The sequence below is a fragment of the Streptomyces sp. NPDC007872 genome (assembly GCF_042868165.1).
In the GTDB taxonomy this organism is placed as follows: Bacteria; Actinomycetota; Actinomycetes; order Streptomycetales; family Streptomycetaceae; genus Streptomyces.
On the sequence record NZ_JBIAEA010000004.1, the window covers coordinates 12,319 to 34,472 of the forward strand.

21 protein-coding genes are annotated in these 22,154 nt (G+C 72.0%); 8 read left to right on the plus strand and 13 right to left on the minus strand.

Annotated features, from left to right (window positions below):
• The first annotated feature begins 171 nt into the window (after positions 1 to 171).
• The 4 genes from ACFYNX_RS14480 (at position 172) to ACFYNX_RS14495 (ending at position 3,614) form a co-directional block, all read left to right on the plus strand.
• Complete coding sequence (locus tag ACFYNX_RS14480) at positions 172 to 1,131, plus strand: bifunctional lytic transglycosylase/C40 family peptidase (protein WP_365548882.1); 960 nt, start codon at positions 172 to 174, stop codon at positions 1,129 to 1,131.
• A 206-nt stretch (positions 1,132 to 1,337) separates the two neighbouring features.
• Positions 1,338 to 2,069, plus strand: a complete 732-nt coding sequence (locus ACFYNX_RS14485; protein WP_388661592.1) for a phosphatase PAP2 family protein — start codon at positions 1,338 to 1,340, stop codon at positions 2,067 to 2,069.
• Positions 2,070 to 2,446: 377 nt separating this feature from the next.
• Positions 2,447 to 3,289 carry a hypothetical protein gene (locus ACFYNX_RS14490; RefSeq protein ID WP_388661594.1) on the plus strand — a complete coding sequence of 281 codons (843 nt, stop codon included), beginning with the start codon at positions 2,447 to 2,449 and terminating at the stop codon, positions 3,287 to 3,289.
• A 139-nt stretch (positions 3,290 to 3,428) separates the two neighbouring features.
• On the plus strand, positions 3,429 to 3,614 hold the full coding sequence (locus ACFYNX_RS14495) for a hypothetical protein (protein WP_365548662.1): 186 nt from the start codon (positions 3,429 to 3,431) through the stop codon (positions 3,612 to 3,614).
• A gap of 29 nt (positions 3,615 to 3,643) precedes the next feature.
• Here the strand turns inward: ACFYNX_RS14495 and ACFYNX_RS14500 are convergent, their stop codons facing one another.
• Complete coding sequence (locus ACFYNX_RS14500) at positions 3,644 to 4,078, minus strand: metal-sensitive transcriptional regulator (protein WP_388661596.1); 435 nt, start codon at positions 4,076 to 4,078, stop codon at positions 3,644 to 3,646.
• Positions 4,079 to 4,270: 192 nt separating this feature from the next.
• Between ACFYNX_RS14500 and ACFYNX_RS14505 the strand changes: the two genes are divergently transcribed.
• Together ACFYNX_RS14505 and ACFYNX_RS14510 are read left to right on the plus strand one after the other, a co-directional pair.
• The gene (locus ACFYNX_RS14505) at positions 4,271 to 4,891 is read left to right on the plus strand and encodes a DUF47 family protein (protein ID WP_365548667.1); all 621 of its coding nucleotides are present in this window, start codon (positions 4,271 to 4,273) and stop codon (positions 4,889 to 4,891) included.
• Between the two features lie 6 nt (positions 4,892 to 4,897).
• Entirely contained in the window at positions 4,898 to 5,896 is a 999-nt protein-coding gene (locus ACFYNX_RS14510; protein ID WP_365548670.1) for an inorganic phosphate transporter, read from the plus strand.
• Positions 5,897 to 6,004: 108 nt separating this feature from the next.
• Here the strand turns inward: ACFYNX_RS14510 and pstB are convergent, their stop codons facing one another.
• The 11 genes from pstB to mshD form a co-directional block, all read right to left on the minus strand.
• On the minus strand, positions 6,005 to 6,781 hold the full coding sequence (gene pstB, locus ACFYNX_RS14515; protein WP_365548673.1) for a phosphate ABC transporter ATP-binding protein PstB: 777 nt from the start codon (positions 6,779 to 6,781) through the stop codon (positions 6,005 to 6,007).
• A gap of 24 nt (positions 6,782 to 6,805) precedes the next feature.
• Entirely contained in the window at positions 6,806 to 7,879 is a 1,074-nt protein-coding gene (pstA, locus tag ACFYNX_RS14520; protein ID WP_365548676.1) for a phosphate ABC transporter permease PstA, read from the minus strand.
• Positions 7,876 to 8,850 carry a phosphate ABC transporter permease subunit PstC gene (gene pstC, locus ACFYNX_RS14525; protein ID WP_053643406.1) on the minus strand — a complete coding sequence of 325 codons (975 nt, stop codon included), beginning with the start codon at positions 8,848 to 8,850 and terminating at the stop codon, positions 7,876 to 7,878. The genes pstA and pstC overlap by 4 nt, the downstream gene beginning before the upstream one ends.
• A gap of 110 nt (positions 8,851 to 8,960) precedes the next feature.
• A complete protein-coding gene (gene pstS, locus ACFYNX_RS14530; protein WP_388661600.1) occupies positions 8,961 to 10,103 on the minus strand; it encodes a phosphate ABC transporter substrate-binding protein PstS in 1,143 nt (380 codons plus the stop codon).
• Positions 10,104 to 10,742: 639 nt separating this feature from the next.
• Positions 10,743 to 11,156, minus strand: a complete 414-nt coding sequence (locus ACFYNX_RS14535; RefSeq protein ID WP_365548682.1) for an NUDIX hydrolase — start codon at positions 11,154 to 11,156, stop codon at positions 10,743 to 10,745.
• Positions 11,153 to 12,136: a CHAD domain-containing protein gene (locus tag ACFYNX_RS14540; protein WP_365548684.1), complete on the minus strand. Its 984-nt coding sequence runs from the start codon at positions 12,134 to 12,136 to the stop codon at positions 11,153 to 11,155. Before ACFYNX_RS14540 ends, ACFYNX_RS14535 begins: the two co-directional genes overlap by 4 nt.
• Entirely contained in the window at positions 12,123 to 14,351 is a 2,229-nt protein-coding gene (locus ACFYNX_RS14545) for an RNA degradosome polyphosphate kinase (protein ID WP_365548687.1), read from the minus strand. Before ACFYNX_RS14545 ends, ACFYNX_RS14540 begins: the two co-directional genes overlap by 14 nt.
• Before the next feature lie 208 nt (positions 14,352 to 14,559).
• A complete protein-coding gene (locus ACFYNX_RS14550) occupies positions 14,560 to 15,528 on the minus strand; it encodes a hypothetical protein (protein ID WP_388661603.1) in 969 nt (322 codons plus the stop codon).
• A complete protein-coding gene (locus tag ACFYNX_RS14555) occupies positions 15,525 to 16,364 on the minus strand; it encodes an ABC transporter ATP-binding protein (protein WP_388661605.1) in 840 nt (279 codons plus the stop codon). Before ACFYNX_RS14555 ends, ACFYNX_RS14550 begins: the two co-directional genes overlap by 4 nt.
• A complete protein-coding gene (locus ACFYNX_RS14560; protein ID WP_388662538.1) occupies positions 16,361 to 16,759 on the minus strand; it encodes a GntR family transcriptional regulator in 399 nt (132 codons plus the stop codon). Before ACFYNX_RS14560 ends, ACFYNX_RS14555 begins: the two co-directional genes overlap by 4 nt.
• Positions 16,760 to 16,848: 89 nt before the next feature.
• Complete coding sequence (gene mshD / locus ACFYNX_RS14565) at positions 16,849 to 17,775, minus strand: mycothiol synthase (protein WP_388661607.1); 927 nt, start codon at positions 17,773 to 17,775, stop codon at positions 16,849 to 16,851.
• A gap of 157 nt (positions 17,776 to 17,932) precedes the next feature.
• Between mshD and ACFYNX_RS14570 the strand changes: the two genes are divergently transcribed.
• Complete coding sequence (locus ACFYNX_RS14570) at positions 17,933 to 19,762, plus strand: bifunctional metallophosphatase/5'-nucleotidase (RefSeq protein ID WP_388661608.1); 1,830 nt, start codon at positions 17,933 to 17,935, stop codon at positions 19,760 to 19,762.
• A 107-nt stretch (positions 19,763 to 19,869) separates the two neighbouring features.
• A complete protein-coding gene (locus ACFYNX_RS14575) occupies positions 19,870 to 20,724 on the plus strand; it encodes a phosphatidylinositol-specific phospholipase C domain-containing protein (RefSeq protein ID WP_388661610.1) in 855 nt (284 codons plus the stop codon).
• Here the strand turns inward: ACFYNX_RS14575 and ACFYNX_RS14580 are convergent.
• Complete coding sequence (locus tag ACFYNX_RS14580) at positions 20,689 to 22,104, minus strand: ATP-binding protein (protein ID WP_388662540.1); 1,416 nt, start codon at positions 22,102 to 22,104, stop codon at positions 20,689 to 20,691. The genes ACFYNX_RS14575 and ACFYNX_RS14580 overlap by 36 nt on opposite strands.
• Between the last annotated feature and the right edge of the window lie 50 nt (positions 22,105 to 22,154).

Here is a 22,154-nt window from a genome sequence, read left to right on the forward strand (position 1 = left end):
ACGAGTCCGTCGCGCACCGTCCCCAGGAACGGCTCCGCCGCCTAGACTGGCTCCCCGGACGTGCTGCCATGGGCCGAGGGGTGGTTGACGGTGCGTAGGGCGGGTCGCGGGGCGGGCAGGGCGTGGCTGGTGGCGGGCGGGGCCTTCGGGGTCTGTCTCGCCTTCGTGGCCATGCTCGTCGTCGGCACGTACTCCGCGGCCTCGGGTCTCGCCGCCGGCGCCGGCAGCGGCAGGAACGGTACGGTGGCGCTCGCCAAGGGCGCCGTCCCGGCCCTCTACCAGGGCCTCGTGCAGCGGTGGGGGAACCTCTGCCCCGCCATCAACCCGGCCCTGCTCGCCGCGCAGCTCTACCAGGAGAGCGGCTGGAACCCGCGGGCCGTCTCCCCGGCCGACGCCCGGGGCATCGCCCAGTTCATCCCCGGGACCTGGGCCGGCCACGGCATCGACGGGGACGGGGACGGGGACCGGGACATCTGGGACCCGAAGGACGCGATCCCGTCGGCCGCCTCGTACGACTGCGAGCTCGCCAAGTACGTGAAGGACGTCCCCGGGGACCCGGCGAGCAACATGCTGGCCGCGTACAACGCGGGCGCGTACCGGGTGATCCGGCACGGCGGGGTCCCGCCCATCAGCGAGACCCGGAACTACGTCCGCATCATCAAGTCCCTGGAGGAGAGCTTCGCCCGGCCCGTCGGCCGCGTCGACCCGTCGCAGCAGGCCGCGGGCGCCATCCACTACGCGCAGCAGAAGCTCGGCACCCCCTACCTCTGGGGCGGTACGGGCACGGCCGCGCAGAACGGCCGGTTCGACTGCTCCGGGCTCACCCAGGCCGCGTACGACAGCGTCGGCATCCAACTGCCGCGCGTCGCCAACGACCAGTACAACGCCGGACCGCACCCCTCGCGCGAGGAGCTGCTCCCCGGCGACCTGGTGTTCTTCTCGGACGACCTGACCAACTCGCGGGCCATCCGGCACGTCGGCGTCTACGTGGGCGGCGGGTACATGATCAACGCGCCGCGGACCGGGGCGGTGATCCGCTTCGACCGGATCGACACCCCGGACTACTTCGGCGCCACCCGGGTCACCCCGGAGGGCGCCGCCGCCCTGCCCACGCACCTGCCGCAGACGTAGGGAGGCGTTCGGGGCGTACGGGACATGGCCGGAACTCTCCGTCATGCACAGGCCCTGAGCTGCGGCGGGCCGTCACTCTTCGATAACGTCGGCATGATCCACCGGAGAGAGCGGAACGTACGCCTCAGGCGGTTCGTTCCCTGATCCGACCGCTCTGAACACGGGGGTTGGAAACCACAGATCACGAGAGCAAGGGGCCGCAGCAGATGGCTGTACTCGCATCGGACGGTTCGAACCCCGATGTCAGCCTGCTCTACGACATCAACGGGCTGGCGAAGTCGGCCCCGCCGTGGTTCGACCGCGTCATGGCGTACGCCGGCGAGTACGGGATCGTCCTCGCGATCGTGCTCACCGTGCTCGGCTGCTGGTGGAGCGTCCGCCGGCGCGGCACCCCCGCCGACTCCGTCTCGGCCGTCGCCGGTCTCGTCTGGGCCCCGCTGGCCGCCGGGACCGCCCTCCTGGTCAACATCCCCATCCGGGGCTTCGTCGAGCGTCCCCGCCCCTTCGTGGACCACCGGGGCCTGGAGGTCCTCGTCGGCGGGAAGACCGACTTCTCCTTCGTCAGCGACCACGCCACCCTGGCGATGGCCCTCGGCGTCGGTCTCTTCGTCGCCCACCGCGGCTTCGGCCTCGCCGCGATCGGCCTCGCCCTCGCCGAGGGCTTCGCGCGGGTCTACCTGGGCGTCCACTACCCGACCGACGTCATCGGCGGCCTCGCCCTCGGCACGGCGGTGGCGCTGCTCCTCGCCCCGCTCGCGCTCGCGCTGCTGACCCCCGTCGTCTCCGCCGTCGCCCGCTCGGGCCGCGGCTCCCGGCTCGTCCGCTCCCGGCGGGCCGAGGCGGCGCGGTTCCCGGAGACGGTCGAGATCCCCGAGTCCCGCGTCGGCGGACCGGCCGCCGGAACCGGCCGCAAGGACCGGAAGGACCTGGCCGCCTGACGGCCCGTGGGGAGGCCCCGGGCGTCCAGGACCTGTCTGGCGGATCACGGCCGGGGCCGCGACCCTGATCCGCCGGGCGGACCCTAGGGAGTCTCCCGGCCCGTCGCCGTACGGGTGTGGTCCGCCGCGTCCGTGCGCGCCCGGTCCCTCGATCTGCGGGCCGGTCCCGTCCAGCCGCAACTGCAGCGTGCCAGCGCGAACGAACCGCGTTCCGTCGTCGTGGTCGTGTGGGAGGAAGCCTGCGCGTACACGCGTCCACCGTACTGCGCGTGACGGCTCGTCCGGACCGTCGTTATCCGGATCGGGTGTCCCCCGTCCCCGGGCGGGGCGAAGGGGCCCCGGGCGGACGGCGGAGAGGCGTGGGGGGTCGGCAGACGATGACGGTGCAGGAGTACGGGCGTCCGCACGGCCGGGGGAGCGGGGCGTTCGCCGCCACCGTCGTCCTGGTCGGCTCCCTCGTCGGGTCCGCCGCCGTCTCCGGTTGCGCCGCGCCCCAGGACCCGAAGTCCGCGGTCGATCCCGCGCTCGCCGTGCGGGGCGCCGCCGACGCGCTGGCGCGGGCCGGCACCGCCAAGGCCAGCACCGCCATGGAGATGGCCTCGGGCGGGACCCGGGTCACCATCCGGGGTGAGGGCGGCTACGACTTCCGGCGCCGGGCCGGCCACCTCCAGGTGGTGTTGCCCCGGGACCCGACCGGTACGAGCGGACACCGGCCGATCACCGAACTCCTCACCCCCGGCGTCCTCTACATGAAGAACCGCGGGGCCGGGGTGCCCGCCGACAAGTGGGTCCGCGTCGACACCACCGCCCTCGACGACGGGAACCTCGTCACGGGCGGCGCCACCGACCCGGCCGCCGCGGCCGAACTGCTGCGGGGCGCCCGGGAGGTCGCGTACCTCGGCGAGACCGACCTCGCGGGGGAGCGGGTCGGCCACTACCGGGGGGTCGCCGACATCGCGCGCGCGGCCCGGGCCGCGTCGCCGCAGGTGCGCGGGGTGCTCGCCGCGGCGGCGAAAGGGTTCTCCGACGACGCGGTGCCGTTCGACGCGTACCTGGACGGGGAGGGGCGGCTGCGGAAGGTCCGCCACCGGTTCAACTTCAGCAACCAGGGCCGCACGGTCGTCGTCTCCTCGACCACGCTGCTCTACGGCTTCGGGGTTCCCGTCCGGGTCGTGCTGCCGGACCGCCGGGACCTCTACGACGGGAAGGTCGAGACCTGATCCGCCCGCGCCCCGGCCCCACCTCGGGCGACGGTGGCGCGGGCCATCGGCAAATGGTCCGGACGTGTCATGCGCGGTGCGTGGCTCCGTCCCTACGCTGGGAGACCGCTGGGAGACCGACGCCGGCAGGAAGAGGTGGATGCGCGTGGCCCCGCCCGGTACCGCGACCGTGCCCGCAGACCAGGAGTGCGTCGCCCTCGCCGAGATAGAACTGTGCGGCGAGCTGATCATCGCCGCCTCCGCCGCCGACGGGGAGCGGCTCAGCGCCGACCGGATAGACGAGGTCCTGAGAGTGGCGGCGGAACGGACCGCACGCGGCCGCTGACCCCGCCGGGCCCGCCCCGGCCCCGTGCCTCAGGTGCGCATCATGCGGGCGATGGCCTTCGTGGCCTCCTCGACCTTGGCGTCGACGTCGTCCCCGCCCTTGGCCGCCGCGTCCGCGACGCAGTGCCGCAGGTGCTCCTCCAGGAGCTGGAGCGCGAAGGACTGGAGCGCCTTCGTGGAGGCGGAGACCTGCGTGAGTATGTCGATGCAGTAGACGTCCTCGTCGACCATCCGCTGGAGGCCCCTGATCTGGCCCTCGATCCGGCGCAGGCGCTTGAGGTGCTCGCTCTTCTGCTGGTGGTAGCCGTGCACGCCGCGCTCGTGGGCGGTCGTCCCCGAGGTCGTTCCCGTGGTCGTTCCGGCCGTCGTTTCGGCAGACGTTCCGGCAGTCGTTCCGGTGCTCTCGACAGGGCCGACGGGCTCGACGGCCTCGGGGGTGACCTGGTCGGCCTCGGTGGTCGTCATCGCGTCCTCCCGTTGTCCAGAAAGGGGGTGTATACCCCTCGTGGGTATATGGTACCGATCCCCGCCGAACCGGGCGGGGGCCCGTGCAGATCACTGTGCCTGATGGGCGACACTGAGAGGACGCCGGTTAGCCGTGGCCGGATGATGCGCCTAGCATCAGCCTGACCCAACCCAGCACCCCGAGGACCTCACGTGCGATTTCGTCTGACCCCCAGGGAGACGAGCTTCTACGACATGTTCGCCGCGTCCGCGGACAACATCGTCACGGGCTCGAAGCTCCTGATGGAACTGCTCGGAGCGGAGCCTTCCGCCCGGGCCGAGATCGCGGAGCGGATGCGGGCAGCGGAACACGCCGGCGACGACGCCACCCACGCGATCTTCCACCAGCTCAACTCCTCCTTCATCACGCCGTTCGACCGCGAGGACATCTACTCCCTGGCCTCGTCCCTCGACGACATCATGGACTTCATGGAGGAGGCCGTCGACCTGGTCGTCCTCTACAACGTCGAAGAGCTCCCCAAGGGCGTCGAGCAGCAGATCGAGGTCCTGGCCCGGGCGGCGGAGCTGACCGCCGAGGCCATGCCGAACCTGCGGACGATGTCCAACCTCACCGAGTACTGGATCGAGGTCAACCGGCTCGAGAACCAGGCCGACCAGATCCACCGCAAGCTGCTCGCCCAGCTCTTCAACGGCAAGTACGACGCCATCGAGGTGCTGAAGCTCAAGCAGATCGTGGACGTCCTCGAAGAGGCGGCCGACGCGTTCGAGCACGTGGCCAACACGGTGGAGACCATCGCGGTCAAGGAGTCCTGAGGCTTCGTGGACACCTTCGCCCTGATCGTGACCATCGGCGTCGCGCTCGGCTTCACGTATACGAACGGATTCCACGACTCCGCCAACGCCATCGCCACCTCGGTGTCGACCCGGGCGCTGACGCCCCGGGCGGCCCTGGCGATGGCGGCGGTGATGAACCTCGCGGGTGCCTTCATGGGCCAGGGGGTCGCCAAGACCGTCAGTGAGGGGCTCATCGCGACCCCCACCGGCGACAAGGGGATGGGCATCCTCTTCGCCGCGCTCGTGGGCGCGATCATCTGGAACCTGGTCACCTGGTACTTCGGCCTGCCGTCCTCCTCCTCGCACGCCCTGTTCGGCGGCATGGTGGGCGCGGCGCTCGCCGGCGGCACCGAGGTGATCTGGGGCGGGGTGCTCGACAAGGTCGTCATCCCGATGTTCGTCTCGCCGGTGGTCGGCCTCGTGGCCGGTTACCTGGTGATGTGCGCGATCATGTGGATCTTCCGCAAGGCCAACCCGCACAAGGCGAAGCGCGGCTTCCGCATCGCGCAGACGGTGTCGGCGGCCGGCATGGCGCTCGGCCACGGCCTCCAGGACGCCCAGAAGACGATGGGCATCGTGGTGATGGCCCTGGTCATCGCGGACGTGCAGGAGGCGGGCGACGACATCCCGGTGTGGGTGAAGATCGCCTGTGCGGTGATGCTGTCGCTCGGTACGTACGCGGGCGGCTGGCGCATCATGCGGACGCTCGGCCGCAAGATCATCGAGCTGGACCCGCCGCAGGGCTTCGCGGCGGAGACCACGGGCGCGTCGATCATGTTCGGCTCGGCGTTCCTCTTCCACGCGCCGATCTCGACCACGCACGTCATCACCTCCGCGATCATGGGCGTGGGCGCGACGAAGCGCGTCAACGCGGTCCGCTGGGGCGTCGCCAAGAACATCATCCTGGGCTGGTTCATCACGATGCCGGCGGCCGCGGTGGTCGCGGCGCTGAGCTACTACGTGGTGAAGCTCTGCTTCGGTTAGCCGGACGCTTCCGTACGGAAACGGGCCCGGTCTCCCCGCCAGGGGGAGCCGGGCCCTTCGTCCGTGCGGTGGCACCGCCATGCAGCACCGCAGGACGGGTCTCGGGGGTTATCCGAAGCGGCCGGAGATGTAGTCCTCGGTCGCCTGGACGCTCGGGTTGGAGAAGATGCGCTCCGTGTCGTCCAGCTCGATCAGCTTGCCGGGCTGGCCGACGGCCGCCAGGTTGAAGAAGGCGGTGCGGTCGGAGACGCGGGCGGCCTGCTGCATGTTGTGCGTCACGATGACGATCGTGAAGCGCTCCTTCAGCTCGCCGATCAGGTCCTCGATGGCGAGGGTGGAGATCGGGTCGAGGGCCGAGCAGGGCTCGTCCATCAGCAGGACGTCGGGCTCGACCGCGATGGCGCGGGCGATGCACAGGCGCTGCTGCTGGCCGCCGGAGAGGCCGGAGCCCGGCTTGTTGAGGCGGTCCTTGACCTCGTTCCAGAGGTTGGCGCCCTTGAGGGACTTCTCGACGATGTCGGCGAGCTGCGCCTTCTTGTAGGTGCCGTTCAGGCGCAGGCCCGCCGCCACGTTGTCGAAGATCGACATGGTGGGGAAGGGGTTCGGGCGCTGGAAGACCATGCCGACCGTGCGGCGCACGGCGACCGGGTCGACGTTCGTGCCGTACAGGTTCTCGTCGTCCAGCATCACCTTGCCCTCGACGCGGCCGCCGGGGGTGACCTCGTGCATGCGGTTCAGGGTGCGCAGGAAGGTGGACTTGCCGCAGCCGGAGGGGCCGATGAAGGCCGTCACGGAGCGGGGCTCGACGGTCATCGAGATGTCGTCGATCGCCTTGTGGGCGCCGTAGTAGGCGGAGAGGCCGCTGACGTCGATTCGCTTGGCCATGGGGATCACTTCCAATTGCCGCGGTCAGCGGCCGGTCTTCGGGGCCTTCCAGCGGGCGATGCCGCGGGCCACCAGGTTGAGGATCATGACGAAGGCGATCAGGACGAGCGCGGCGGCCCAGGCGCGGGCCACGGCGGCGTCGGTGCCGACCGCGTACTGCTCGTACACGTAGAGCGGCAGGGAGGACTGGGCGCCTTCGAAGGGGTTCGGGTTGATGAGCTTCGTACCGAACACGAGGAGCAGGACGGGGGCCGTCTCGCCGGTGATGCGGGCGACCGCGAGCATGACGCCCGTGGTGATGCCGCCGATCGCGGTGGGCAGGACCACCTTCAGGATGGTGCGCCACTTGGGGATGCCGAGGGCGAGGGAGGCCTCGCGGAGCTCGTTCGGGACGAGCTTGAGCATCTCCTCGGTGGAGCGGACCACGACCGGCATCATCAGGATGGCGAGGGCCATCGCGCCGGCGAAACCGGAGGGCCCGAAGCCCAGGATCAGGTTCCAGGTGGCGAGGACGAAGAGGCCGGCGACGATGGACGGGATGCCCGTCATGACGTCGACGAAGAAGGTGACGGCCTGGGCGAGCCTCCCGCCGCCGTACTCGACGAGGTAGACCGCGGTCAGCAGGCCGATCGGGGCGGCGATCAGGGTCGCGATGCCGACCTGCTCGATGGTGCCGAGCAGCGCGTGGTAGACGCCGCCGCCGGCCTCGGCGTCGAGGACGCCGTTCATCGAGTGGGTCAGGAAGTAGCCGTCGAGGACGGCCGCGCCCTTGCTGACCGTGACCCAGCCGAGGGAGAGCAGCGGGACGACGGCGAGGACGAAGCAGACCCAGACGAGGCTGGTGGCGACGCGGTCCTTGGCCTGGCGGCTGCCCTCGACCTTGGTGGTCAGGGCGTACGTGACGAGGACGAAGAGCAGGGCGGAGACCAGGCCCCACTGGACCTTGCTGTGCCAGCCGGCGGCGAGGCCGATGCCGACGCCCGCGAGGACGGAGCCGACGGCGACGGCCGCCGGGGTCCAGCGGGGGAGGCGGGCGTGGGAGAGGGACCCGCCGCGCGGGGCCACCGAGAGCGGACGGTCCTGAATGGCGTGGCTCATGCCGCTGCCCCCGAGTACTCCTTGCGGCGGCCGATGATCCAGCGGGCCGCGCCGTTGACCAGCAGGGTGATGGCGAAGAGGACGAGGCCGGACGCGATGAGGGCGTCCCGGCCGAACTCGTTGGCCTCGTTGAACTTGGCGGCGATGTTCTGGGCGAAGGTGCCGCCGCCCGGGTCGAGCAGGTGGCCCGAGATGAGGAAGCTGGGGGAGAGGACCACGGCGACGGCCATGGTCTCGCCGAGCGCGCGGCCGAGGCCCAGCATGGAGGCGGAGATGATGCCGGAGCGGCCGAAGGGCAGCACCGACATGCGGATGACCTCCCAGCGCGTGGCGCCGAGGGCGAGGGCGGCCTCCTCGTGCATCTTCGGGACCTGGAGGAAGACCTCGCGGGTCACGTTGGTGATGATCGGGAGGATCATGATCGCCAGGAGGATGCCCACGGTGAAGAGGTTGCGGGCGACGCCGTCCTGCGACTTGTCGAAGACGTAGGTCCAGCCGAGGTACTGGTCGAGCCACTCGTTCAGGCCGGCCAGGTAGGGGACGAGGAAGATCGCGCCCCAGAGGCCGTAGATGATGCTGGGCACGGCGGCGAGCAGGTCGACGACGTACGCGAGCGGCTTGGCGAGCCGGCGCGGGGCGTAGTGCGAGATGAAGAGGGCGATGCCGATCGCGACCGGCACGGCGATGACCATCGCGACGACCGACGAGACGACGGTGCCGAAGGCGAGGACGGCGATGCCGAAGACCGGCGGGTCACCGGCCGGGTTCCACTCGAAGGTGGTGAAGAAGTTCGTGCTGTCCTTCGAGATGGCGAGGACCGCGCGGTAGCTGAGGAAGACCGCGATCGCGGCCATGATGACGAGGAGGGTGATGCCGGAACCCCGGGAGAGGCCGCTGAAGACGCGGTCTCCGGGGCGGGAGGCGCTCTTGGCGCTCCGGCTCCTCTTGAGCTCTGGTGTGGTGGTGGCCATCTGCTTCTCCGGTCTGCGGGGCCGGTACGGGTCGTACGGCTCCTGGCGGCGGTGCACCGGATGCCGGGCCGGCCCCTCTGCGGGAGGTCAGGGGCCGGCCCGGCCGGGGGTCAGGACAGGGTGGGGACGATCGTGCGGACCTTGGCGGCGATCTCGGCCGGGAGCGGGGCGTAGCCGGCGTCGGCGAGGACCTTCTGGCCCTCCTCGCTCACGGTGTAGTTGAGGAAGGCCTTCAGGGTCGGCAGGGTCTCCGCCTTGTTGCCCTTGTCGCAGGCGATCTCGTACGTCACGAGGACGATCGGGTAGGCGCCCTCGGCCTTGGTGGCGTAGTCGAGGGAGAGGGCCAGGTCGCTGCCGGTGCCCTTGACCTTGGCGGCGGCGATGGCCTTGGAGGCGTTCTCCGAGGAGGCGGCGACCGGGGCGGCGGCGCCGGTGTTGATGGCGACCGTGGAGATCCTGTTCGCGGTGGCGTACGAGAGCTCGAAGTAGCCGATGGAGCCCTCGGCGTCCTTGACCGCGGTGGCGACGCCGGAGGAGCCGTTGGCGGCCTGGCCGCCCTGGGCGGGCCACGACTTCGACTTCGGGTCGTGCTTCCAGTCGGCCGCGGCGGCGGTCGAGAGGTACTTGCCCAGGTTCTGGGTGGTGCCCGACTCGTCGGAGCGGTGGAAGGCCTGGATGGTGGAGGCGGGGAGCTTGGCGCCCGGGTTCAGCTTGGCGATCGCCGGGTCGTTCCACTTGGTGATCTTGTTGTCGAAGATCTTGGCGATGGCGGAGGCGTCCAGGACCAGGTTGTCCACGCCCTCCAGCTTGTAGCCGATGGCGATGGGGCCGCCGACCATGGGCAGGTTGACGCCCTTGCCGCCCTTGCAGATCTTCTGGGACTCGGCGACCTCTTCGTCCTTCAGGGCGGAGTCGGAGCCCGCGAAGGCGACCTGGCCCTGGTTGAACTTGGTGATGCCGCCGCCGGAACCGATGGCCTGGTAGTTGATCTCGACGCCGGAGCAGGCGGCCTGGAAGTTCTTGACCCACAGGTCCATCGCGTTCTTCTGCGCGCTGGAGCCGGCGGCGAGAAGCTGACCCTTGGCGCCTTCGCAGGCGATGCTCGAGGCGGCGGCCGAGGACTTGGTGTCGCCGTCCTTGGCCGGGGTCTCCGTGTTGTTGTCCGAGCCACACGCCGAGAGGACCAGGGCGCCGGAGACGACGAGGGCACCGATCGCGGAGGCGCGAAGCCCGTTCTTGCGCGAAAGCTTCACTTTCGGGTGTTCCTTCCAGAAGCCGCCCTGTCGCGGACCGAGTGTCCTGAACGTTCTACGGCGGCGTGTGTCGGTTTGGCGGGTGCTTTGCTGTGCTCCGAGCACCTCGTAAGGCCGAAATTAGGCAGAACAGGTGAAGCGGTCGACGGGGGAGGGTGAACGGGAAGTGAACCGTGCCGGAAGCCCCGGTGCGGGGCCCTTGGGCGGGCGGCGGCGGGGTGGAGGTGCGGGGTGGCTGACCGCGGTCGGGGTGTTTCCGGCCTCCGGCCGGGAGGGTTTTCCCACCCGCACCGCCCGTGCGGGTGGGAGGGCAGAGGTGCGGGTCTTCCCGTGGGCGGTGCTCGCCGTCGGCGGCGGGACGGTTGCGTGGGGGTGTCACCCCGGGGTGGACCGGTCGTGGGGTGGGACCGTCTCGGGGGTGGATCGGTTGCGGGGTGGGGCCGTCTCGGAGGTGGGCCGGTTGCGGGGCGAGGTCGCCTCGGGGTGGACCGGTCGTGGGGTGGGGCCGTCTCGGGGGTGGGCCGGTCGTGGGGCAGGGGCGTCTCGGGGGTGGGTCGGCCGTGACGAGGGGTGCCCCGGTGGTGGGGCGGCCGCGTGGGGGGGCGTCTCGGGGGTGGGCTCGCCGTGTGGTGGGGCGTTTCAGAAGTGGGTCGTCGTCAGGGCCTCGGCCAGGAGGGTGCGGTCCCTCGGTTGGGTGAGGTGGGGGTGGGCCAGGGGTGGGGGGAGCCAGAGGAGGGTGTCGACCTCCCGGGTCGGGGTGAAGGCGCCGTCGAGGGCGCGGGCCGACCAGTAGGCGACCTCCTTGGGGCGGCCCGCCACCGCGTAGCGGACCGTCGAGAGGCGGGGGCCGAGTGCGCAGCGCCGGCCCGTCTCCTCCAGGACCTCGCGCAGCGCGCACTCCTCCGCCGTCTCGCCGCGCTTCAGCTTCCCCTTCGGGTGCGACCAGTCGTCGTACTTGGGGCGGTGGACCAGCGCGATCTCGATGCCGCCGCCCGAGGGCGACGGGCGCCACAGGACGCAGCCCGCCGCCAGGACCGGGGTCGGGGCGGTCACGGGACCGGGGCCGTCGTTCTGCGCCAGGCGCGCTGGAAGGCGAAGCGGGCGGCCTCGACCTCGTGGCGCTGGTCGGCGTGGAGGACGCCGAGGGCGTAGGCGGTCGCCGGGGCGATGCGCGGGGTGCGGGCGGCGGCGGACGCGGCCGCCGCGGCCTCGGCGGCGTCGCGGTGCCGGTCCAGGGCGCGGGCCGCCTCGTACAGGACGGGGTCCGGTTCGCCCCCGGCGTGCAGGGCCTCGGTGGCGTACCGGTGCAGGCGGAGCAGCAGCCGGGTCTGGTGCCAGGGCGCGTCCTGGGTCTCGCCGGCGGCGAGGGCGAGGGCGTCGGCGTTGTACGGGTGGGCCGCCCGGGTCAGCGGGAGGGTGGCGACCGCGTCCAGGAAGCGTCTTTCGGCCACTCCGGCGGAGGCGTCCAGGACCTCGGCGGCGGGCGCGGCGGAGGCGGGTCCGAGCGGGACCTCCGAGGCCAGGAGGGCGACGGCGTCCGCGACCGCGTGGAAGCGGGAGGAGCCGAGCGCCTGGAGGGCCGCCGAGTGGGCGCGCGTACGGGCCAGGGTGAGCTGGCGCTCCAGGAGGGCGCCGGCCCGGGCCGCGCCGACCGAGAGTCCGGCGGACTCGCTGCCGCGGGCGGCGGGGACGGGCCCGCCGCCGTTCGACAGGCGGGACAGCGCGTCCACCAGGCGGACCAGCCGGGAGGTGCAGGCCTGCTCCACGGCCAGGGTGCCCGAGAGCCAGGCCAGCTCGGTGCGCAGCTCGTCGGCCCAGGCGGCGTCGAGCAGCGGCCGGAAGGTGTGGAGGGTGCCGCCGATCCGGCGGGCGGCGGCCCGCAGCGTACGGGCCGCCTCCTCCGCCCCGGCGGTGTCGGAGCCGCTCTCGCCGTGTAGGCGCAGGCCGCGGAGGAAGTCCGCGGCCCGGGCATGGAGGTACGGGGCCAGGACCTCGCCCGCCGTGACGTCCTGCGACTGGTCAGGGTTGTGCACGCCTGCGCCTCCGCGCGTCGATGAGCATCTCCTGGACGTGCCGCAGGGGCCGCCCCTCGGGGTCGGTCGCGTGCCGCGTCCAGTTCCCGTCCGGGCCGAGGTGCCAGGAGGAGGTGGTGTCGGACATCCCGGTCTCCAGGAGCCGGGTGAGGGCCGCCCGGTGCCCCGGGTCGGAGACCCGTACGAGGGCCTCGATCCGGCGGTCCAGGTTGCGGTGCATCATGTCGGCGCTGCCGAACCACACCTCGGGCTCGCCGCCGTTGCAGAAGGCGAAGATCCGGGAGTGCTCCAGGAAGCGGCCGAGGATCGAGCGGACCCGGATGTTCTCGGAGAGGCCGGCGACCCCGGGCCGTACGGCGCAGATGCCGCGGACCCAGATGTCGACGGGGACGCCGGCCCGCGAGGCCTGGTAGCAGGCGTCGATGACGGCCTCGTCGACCATCGAGTTGACCTTGATCCGCACGTACGCGGGCCGCCCGGCGCGGTGGTGGGCGATCTCCTTGGTGATCCGGGAGACCAGGCCGTCGCGGAGCGACTTCGGGGCGGTCAGCAGGCGCCGGTAGGTCTCGCGCCGCGAGTAGCCGGAGAGCCGGTTGAACAGGTCGGAGAGGTCCGCGCCGACCTGCGGGTCGGCGGTGAGCAGGCCGAGGTCCTCGTAGAGCCGGGCGGTCTTGGGGTGGTAGTTGCCGGTGCCGACGTGCGAGTACCGGCGCAGGAGCTCGCCCTCCTGCCGTACGACGAGCGACAGCTTGCAGTGGGTCTTGAGGCCGACGAGGCCGTAGACGACGTGGCAGCCGGCCTCCTCCAGCTTGCGGGCCCACTTGATGTTGGCCTGCTCGTCGAAGCGGGCCTTGATCTCGACGAGGACGAGGACCTGCTTGCCGGACTCGGCGGCGTCGATGAGGGCGTCCACTATCGGGGAGTCGCCGGAGGTCCGGTACAGCGTCTGCTTGATCGCGAGGACGTCCGGGTCGGCCGCCGCCTGCTCCAGGAAGGCCTGGACGGAGGTGGAGAACGAGTCGTACGGGTGGTGCAGGAGCACGTCCCGCTCGCGCAGCGCGGCGAAGACGTCCGGCGCGGACGCGGACTCGACCTCGGCGAGGTCCCGGTGGGTGCCGGCGACGAACGTCGGGTACTTCAGCTCGGGCCGGTCCTGCCCGGCGATCCCGAAGAGGCCGGTGAGGTCGAGCGGGCCGGGCAGCGGGTAGACCTCGGCGTCGGAGACCTTCAGCTCGCGCACGAGCAGGTCGAGGACGTACGGGTCGATGGACTCCTCGACCTCCAGGCGGACCGGCGGGCCGAAGCGGCGCCGCATGAGCTCCTTCTCCAGGGCCTGGAGCAGGTTCTCGGCGTCGTCCTCCTCGACCTCCAGGTCCTCGTTCCTGGTGACCCGGAACATGTGGTGCGCGAGCACCTCCATGCCGGGGAACAGCTCCTCCAGGTGCGCGGCGATGACGTCCTCCAGGGGGACGTACCGCTGCGGGGAGGCCTCCAGGAAGCGGGAGAGCAGCGGGGGCACCTTCACGCGCGCGAAGTGGCGGTGGCCGCTGACCGGATTGCGCACGACGACGGCGAGGTTGAGCGAGAGCCCCGAGATGTACGGGAAGGGGTGGGCCGGGTCGACGGCGAGCGGGGTGAGGACGGGGAAGACCTGCTGGCGGAAGAGGGTGAAGAGCCGGGCCTGCTCCTTCTCCGTGAGCTCGGGCCAGCGGATCAGGTGGATGCCCTCGTCGGCCAGGGCCGGGGCCACGTCCTGCTGGTAGCAGGCGGCGTGCCGGGCCATGAGTTCGCGCGAGCGGGTCCAGATCAGGTCGAGGACCTCGCGGGGCTGGAGGCCGGAGGCGGAGCGGGTGGCGACGCCGGTGGCGATGCGGCGCTTGAGGCCGGCGACCCGGACCATGAAGAACTCGTCGAGGTTCGAGGCGAAGATCGCGAGGAAGTTCGCCCGTTCGAGGAGGGGGGTCGTGGGGTCCTCGGCGAGTTCGAGGACGCGCTCGTTGAACGCGAGCCAGCTCCGCTCCCGGTCGAGGAACCGCCCCTGCGGCAGTTCGTCGCCGAGCGCGCCGTCGCTCTCGTACGCGTCGGGATCGGTGTCCAGACCGGAGTCGAGGTCGGTGGCCGTCTGCGGGGGGTGCGCGGCTATGGAACCGAGGGGGGCGGAGGACGTCGGCGTGGCGGAGGACTGGACCGGGACCTCGGCGGGCTGCTGGCTCATGACCCCATTCTTCCGCGCGGGGGGCTGCTCGGGCGCGTCGGAGCGGGCCGCGGGGGAGGGAAGCCTCCCTTTGGGGAGGCCGGACACGGAGCGCTTCATTGCGTGAGCGTCGCAAGCGCTTCTGAATGGCCGGTAACGACGACATGACGTACGGGAATCGGGGGCGGGGCCGTGTGCGGGTCCCGCGCCCGATTCTTCTTGCGGAGGGTTACGGGTGGCGGGCGCGCAGGACGCGGAAGGCCGCGAGGGCCGCGAGGGCGGCGAGGGCGAGGCAGATGCCGGACTCGACGAGCTGGAGCGGCCAGTAGTGCGAGGCGGGGTGGATGTCCATGAACTCGGTGACCCCGCCGCGGTCGGTCATGCACTGCCGGACGTTTTCCGGCCGTGCCACCTGGCAGTCCTCCCAGAGGAGACGCTCGCCGGACGAAGTGAGCATGCCGCTGTCCAGGCGCCACACCTCCCCGTCGGGGGAGAGACCGGAGCCGGTCAGGGTTCTGAGGGGCCAGAGGCCGTCGCGCAGGCGGGAGAGGAGGGCCACGGCCGCGCCGGTGAACAGGACGGTGACGCCCATGGCGATGACGGTGCGCCGGACGAGGACCCCGACGGCCGTTCCCAGACCGAGACCCAACAGGGCGTGGGCCGTCGGCACGATGCCGAACGAGACGAACATGGTCGGTTCGTGCCAGTGGGTGGGGAAGGTGTGGCTGGGGCCGGTCGACCACGACCAGTAGAAGGCCAGGCTCAGCAGCGGGACCGCCGTGAGGGCGAGGGCGGCGGGCACCGCGATCTTCGCCGCGAGCCAGCGCGCCGGACTGACGGACTGCGTCCACGCCAGCCTGTACGTCCCGGTCTCCAGCTCGCGGGCGAGCACCGGGCCCGCGACGAACGCCCCGAAGAGCATGGGCAGGAGGAGCATGCCCAGGGCGGCGTACTCGACGAGGTGGCGGGCGAGCCACTGGTCGTCGGCGTAGTCGCGGGCGTGCTGGAAGCAGGACGGGTCCAGGCTGTCGTAGGCGCATCCCGTCGCGCGCAGCGTTTCCGCCGCGCTGTCGGACCACAGCCGTGAGGTGATCAGGACCGCCACTGCCGCTCCGGCCAGGGCGAGGGCGGTCCACAGCGCCCATCGGTGTTGCCGGGACGTCACCCAGTAAGGGCCCTTGAGGGCGAGGGCGGTCATGCGGGGGCTCCCTCGGGGGTGCGGAGGTGGGCGAGGAGGAGTTCTTCCAGGGAGGGTTCGGAGGTCTCCCAGGGGCCCTCGACCGGACCCTCGCGGCGGATCAGGGCGATGAGCTGGCGGCCGGTGGTGCGGGAGTCGACCACCGTGTGCGGGGCGAGGTCGGCGAGCGGGCCGGTGAGCAGGGTGTGCGCGGCGAGCAGTTCGTCGATCGCACCGTCGAGGCGGATCCGGCCGTCCTGGACGAGGAGCAGGTGGTCGCAGGCGTCCTCCAGCTCGGTGAGGATGTGGGACGACATGACGACGGTGGTGCCGCGTTCGGCGGCGTCGGCCATGAGGGCGCCCATGAGTTCGTGACGGGCGAGCGGGTCGAGATCGGCCATCGGCTCGTCGAGGAGGAGGACTTCGGGACGCTTGCCGAGTGCGAGGGCGAGCGCGAGACGGGTGCGCTGGCCGCCGGAGAGGGAGCGGACCCGCGCCTTCGACGGCAAGGGAGCCGCGGCGACGATGTTCTCGGCGACGGCCGCGTCCCAGCGGCCCGGATTGAGCTCACGGCCCATTCGCAGTGTTTCCGCGACGGTGAACTGGCCGTACAGGGGCTTGTCCTGGGCCACGTACGCGAGGCGGTCCCGCGAAGGTGCCTCGATCCGTCCCTTCGAGGGGCGCAGCAGGCCGGCGGCCAGCGCGAGGAGGGACGACTTGCCCGCTCCGTTGGGCCCGACGACGGCGGCGACCCGGCCGGCGGGCAGGGCGAAGGTGCAGTCCCTCAAGGCCCAGCTCCTGTCGCGCCGACGGTAGTGCAGGCCGAGGCCTTCGGCCTCGATGACCGGATCGGTCATTCCTCCCCCTTGGATGGTGCGTCCGTGAAGTGCTGGTCCAGTACGGAGGTGAAGAGCGCGGCCACGTCCTCCCGTTCGAGCCCCGCCGCCCGTGCCCGCCGTGCCCAGTCGGTGAGTTCGCCGCGCAGAGGCGAGTCGGCCGGGTGGGTGCCGAGGGTGGCGCGGACGAAGGTGCCGAGGCCGCGGCGGGCCTCGACGAGGCCTTCGCGTTCGAGCTCGCGGTAGGCCTTGAGGACCGTGTTGGGGTTGATGGCCGTCGCCTCGACGACCTCGCGTGCGGTGGGCAGTCGGTCGCCCGGCTCCAGGAGGCCCATGCGGAGGGCCTGTTTCGTCTGCTGGACGATCTGGAGGTAGGTGGCGACGCCACTGCGCCGGTCGATGCGGTACTCGACCACGATCCCTTCCACCACCCTTTCACTAATCAAGTAGTGAAAGGGTGGTGGAAAGAAGGGGGCGGTGTCAACCGCCCCCTGCCGGGAAGGACTTACGACTCCGTGCGGTACATCAGGTCCACCTCGTGCGTGGCGAAGCCGAGCCCCTCGTACACCCGCACCGCCGCCGAGTTGTCCCCGTCCACGTACAGCATCGCCGTCGGCAGCCCCTGCGCCGCCAGGTGCCGCAGGCCGATCGCGGTGAGCGCCTTGCCGAGGCCGCCGCCCTGCGCCTCGGGCAGGATGCCGACCACGTACACCTCGCCGAGCTGCTCCTCCGCGTGCGTCTTCGTCCAGTGGAAGCCGACGAGCCGCCCGCCCTCCTCCGCGAGGAAGAAGCCCTTCGGGTCGAACCACGGCTCGGCGGTCCGGTCGTCCAGGTCCCGCTGGGTGAGCGAGCCCTGCTCGGGGTGGTGGGCGAAGGCGGCGGCGTTGACGGCGAGCCAGGCCGCGTCGTCCTGCCCGGGGACGAAGGTGCGGACGGTGACGCCCTCGGGCAGCACCGGCTCGGGGAGGTCGAGCGGCACCAGGGACCGCCGGAGCTGGCGCAGTTCGCGGAAGAGGGTCAGGCCGAGGACCTGGGCCAGGTGCCGGGCGGCCGGCTTGCCGCCGTGCGCCCAGACGCGCAGCCGCTTGCCGGAGGCGTCGAGCAGGGCGGTGCCGAGCGCCCGGCCGTGCCCGCGCCCGCGCCGGTCCGGGTGGACGACCAGCTCGGCGGCCGGGGCCTCGATCGGGTCGGTCTCCTCCAGTTGGGCGTAGCCGTAGAGCCGGGGGCCGACGGTCAGCAGGAGGTGCCGCACGCCCTCGCGCCGGCCGTTGCGCAGGTAGAGCCGCCCCTGCTCGGACACGGCGTGCATCCCGTCGGCCCGCTCCGCGGCCTCCAGGAGCTCCGATACGTCCCGGACCTGCTCGGGCGTGAGCTCGTCGTACGTGTGGATCTGCCGTCCGGGTTCGAGGGCCGGCGCCGCGTCGGAAGTCATGGCACGAGCCTACGGCGGCCCGTCGCCGCCCGGTGGAAAGCGGGCGGCAACCGTCTTGTAATCCACACCCCCCTGTTGCGCTACGCGCGTTGACCCTAGGCTGCACCGGCATACGGGAAGTGCGTCCCGTAGAGGCGAAAAAGGGAACAGAGGGCAGATGGCAGCGACACCGAGGAAGAACAGGACGGCGCGGCGGCTCCTCGCCGCGGGGGCCGGGCTCGTGACGGTCGGGGCGCTCGTCGCCGCGATGCCGTCGGCCGGCGCGGCCGGTGACCGGTTCGGCGGCGGACACGGCCACGGGCACGACAAGGGGAAGGGCCGCCTGGTCGACGTCCAGCTCCTCTCCTTCAACGACCTGCACGGCAACCTGGAGCCGCCGGCCGGTTCCTCCGGCCAGGTCACCCGCTTCAAGGCGGACGGCACCACCGAGAAGGTCGACGCGGGCGGCGTCGAGTACCTGGCCACGCACCTGCGCCAGGCCCGCAAGGGGAATCGTTACTCCGTCACCGCGGCGGCCGGCGACCTCATCGGCGCCTCGCCGCTGCTGTCCGGGCTCTTCCACGACGAGCCGACCGTCGGGGCCCTGAACAAGCTGGACCTCGACGTCACCTCCGTGGGCAACCACGAGTTCGACGAGGGCGCCGTCGAGCTGGCCCGCATGCAGAACGGCGGCTGTCACCCGACCGCCGGCTGTTTCGTCAAGGGCAAGAAGTTCAAGGGCGCCGACTTCCCCTACCTCGCGGCCAACGTGACGAAGGAGAAGACCGGGAAGCCGCTGCTCGACCCGTACTTCGTCTGGGAGAAGGACGGCGTCCGGATCGGCTTCATCGGCGTGACCCTGGAGGGCACCCCGAACATCGTCACCGCCGAGGGCGTCAAGGGCCTGAAGTTCGGCGACGAGGTCGAGACCATCAACAAGTACGCCAAGATCCTGGAGCGCAAGGGCGTCAAGTCCATCGTCGCCCTGGTCCACGAGGGCGGGGCCCCGGCCTCCGACGCGTACGACTACGACTGCGACAGCCCCGGTCCGGGCGACGGCATCTCCGGCCCGATCACCGAGATCGCCAAGAAGGTCTCGCCGCAGGTCGACGCGCTCGTCACCGGCCACACGCACCAGGCGTACGTGTGCACCGTCCCCGACCCGGCGGGCAAGCCGCGCCTGGTCACCTCGGCGTCCTCGTACGGCAAGCTCTACACGGACACCACGCTGACCTACGACCGGCGCACCAAGGACATCGTGCGCACGGCGGTAGCCTCGGCCAACCACGTCGTCTCGCGCGACGTGCCGAAGGCCGCGGACATGACGAAGCTGATCCAGGACTGGACGGCGCTCGCGGCCCCGATCGCCAACCGCCCGCAGGGCTGGATCGCCGCCGACATCAACGGCCGCGGCTCCACGGCGTACGAGAAGCCGCTCGGCGACGTGATCGCCGACGCGCAGTGGGAGGGCCTGGCCCCGGCGGACAAGGGCGGTGCGCAGCTCGCCCTGATGAACCCGGGCGGCATCCGGTCCGACCTGGTGCACAAGGCGTCCGGCGCCGAGGGCGACGGCGTGGTGACGTACGGCGAGTCCTTCACCGTGCAGCCGTTCACCAACATGATGAACGTGGTCGACCTGACCGGCGCGAACCTGATCGCCGCCCTGAAGCAGCAGGTCAGCGGCGCCAACCTGAACTCGGTCAAGATCCTCCAGGTCTCGAAGGGCTTCACGTACACGCTCGACACGACCAAGACGGGCGCGGACCGCGTCGTCGACGGTTCGATCAAGCTGAACGGTGAGGCGATCGACCCGGCGAAGACCTACCGCGTCGCGATGAACGAGTTCCTCGCGGGCGGCGGCGACGGCTTCCCGGCCCTGGCCACCGGCACCAACAAGCTGGTCGGCCCCTCGGACCTGGACGTCTTCAACGCCTACCTGGCGGCCCACTCCTCGGCGACGTCCCCGCTGGCCGTCCCGGCCGCGGACCGCATCACCGTCGTCAAGTAAGCCTCACGGGAGGGGCGGCGGACCGTTTCGGCGGGCCGCCGCCCCTTCTCCTTTCCTCCCTCCGCACCCTGGCAGGATTTGAAGTGAACCTGTCATAGTGCGGTGCCATGGACCGACGACGATTCCTCGTGGGAGCCCTGGCCGCCGGGGCCGGAGTGATGCTCGGGGCGCCCGCCGCCTCCGCCGTGGACGTACGGGCGTGGATGGGCGCGCACGGGGACGGGACCGAGCTGACCCGGCTCACCGTCCCCGGCACGCACGACTCCGGCGCCCGGTTCGGCGGGCCCTGGAGCGAGTGCCAGAACACCACGGTCGCCCGGCAACTGGACAGCGGCATCCGCTTCCTGGACGTGCGGTGCCGGGTGACCGGCGGGTCGTTCGCGATCCACCACGGGGCCTCGTACCAGAACGCGATGTTCGGCGACGTGCTCGTCGCCTGCCGGGACTTCCTCGCCGCGCACCCCTCCGAGACCGTCCTCATGCGGGTCAAGCAGGAGTACTCCGAGGAGTCCGACGCCGCCTTCCGGGCCGTCTTCGACGACTACCTCGACCGCCGCGGCTGGCGCCCCCTCTTCCGCATCGGCGACCGGCTGCCGCTCCTCGGCGAGGCCCGCGGGAAGGTCGTCCTCATCGCCGACAACGGCGGACTGCCCGGCCTGAAGTGGTGGGACGGCTCGCAGATCGCCCTCCAGGACGACTGGAACGCGCTCCCCGACGCCAAGTTCCCCAAGGTCCAGGCCCACTTCCGGGCCGCCGTCGCCCAGCCGGGGCGGCTCTACGTCAACTTCGTCAGCACCTCCGCGTACCTCCCGCCCCGCTGGAACTCCGACCGGCTCAACCCCCGCGTCCACGGCTTCCTCGACGGCGCCGAGCTGGCCGGCCGGACCGGGCTCGGGATCGTCCCCCTGGACTTCCCGAACACCCGGTCAGGCCTGGTCGAGGCCCTCCTCCGGCACAACTGAGGCCCCGCCCGGCGGCGGCGTCGGCGCCCCCGGCAGCCGGACCGTCGCCACCGTCCCGCCGCCCTCCGCCGGGGCCAGCGCGACCGTGCCGCCCGCCTGCCGGACCGTACGGGCCACGATCGACAGGCCCAGGCCCGAGCCCGGCAGGCTGCGGGCCGACGGCGAGCGCCAGAAGCGGTCGAAGACGCGCGGCAGCTCGTCCGCCGGGATGCCCGGACCGTGGTCGCGGACCGTCAGTTCGCCCCGCATGAGGGTCACCTCGACCGTGCCCCGGGGCGGCGAGAACTTCACCGCGTTGTCCAGGACGTTCACCAGGGCCCGTTCGAGCGCCGCCGGCTCCGCCCGTACGTACCAGGGCGCCAGGTCCGTCACGAAGGTCAGCTCCGGGCCGCGCAGCCGCGCCCGGTCCAGGGCCGCCCGCAGCACCGTGTGCAGCGGCACCACCTCCAGCGGCGCCGACCGCCCCGCGTCCGGCCGGGCCAGCTCCTGGAGGTCCCCGATCAGCGACGCCAGCTCCGTCATCTGCGCCTTCACCGAGGCCATCAGGGCCCGCCGGTCCTCCGGCGGGATCGCCCGGCCCGTCTCCTCGCTCCGCGCGAGGAGCTCGACGTTCGTGCGGAGCGAGGTCAGCGGCGTCCGCAGCTCGTGCCCCGCGTCCGCGATCAGCCGCGCCTGGAGGTCCCGGGAGGTCGCGAGCGCCGCCGTCATCGCGTTGAACGAGCGCGAGAGCCGGGCGATCTCGTCCTCGCCCTCCACCGGGATGCGGACCGTCAGGTCCTCGGTCGCCGCCACGTGCTCGACCGCCCCCGTCAGCCGGTTCACCGGCTCCAGACCGGTCCGCGCCACCCACAGGCCGGCCGCGCCCGCGCCGACGACCCCGATCCCGGAGACCAGGAGCAGCACCCAGCGCAGCGTGGACATCGAGTTGTCGATCTCGGCGAGCGGCCGGGCGAGGGAGACCGCGACGCCGGGCGTCCTCTCCTGCGGATAGGTGTAGACGCGCATCTCGCGCCCGTTGGCGTCCTTCACCGTGTGCAGGACGTCCTCCAGGCGCCCCTGCGCCACCGCGAGGTCGCCGCTGCCGACGGGGATCGGCGCCTCCCCCGAGGTGCACACGCTCCCGTCGGCGAGGATCACCTGCACCGTGTACGAGCCCGCCACCGACGGCGGCGTGGTGCCCTGGCGGCAGAACGACAGGATGTTCTGCGCCCCGCCCGGATCGAGCCGGGTGGAACTCAGCGAGGAGTCCAGCTCGGCCTCCAACTGTTCCCGCGTCACGAACCAGCACGCCAGCGACACCGCCGCCACCGCCACCGCCACCGCGACGGCGGTGAGCAGGGCGAGCCGGGAGCGCAGCGGCCGGGAGCGGAACCAGGCCAGGGGACGGAAACGGGGACCGGGCGGGACGGTGGACGGGGAGGCGGGCCCAC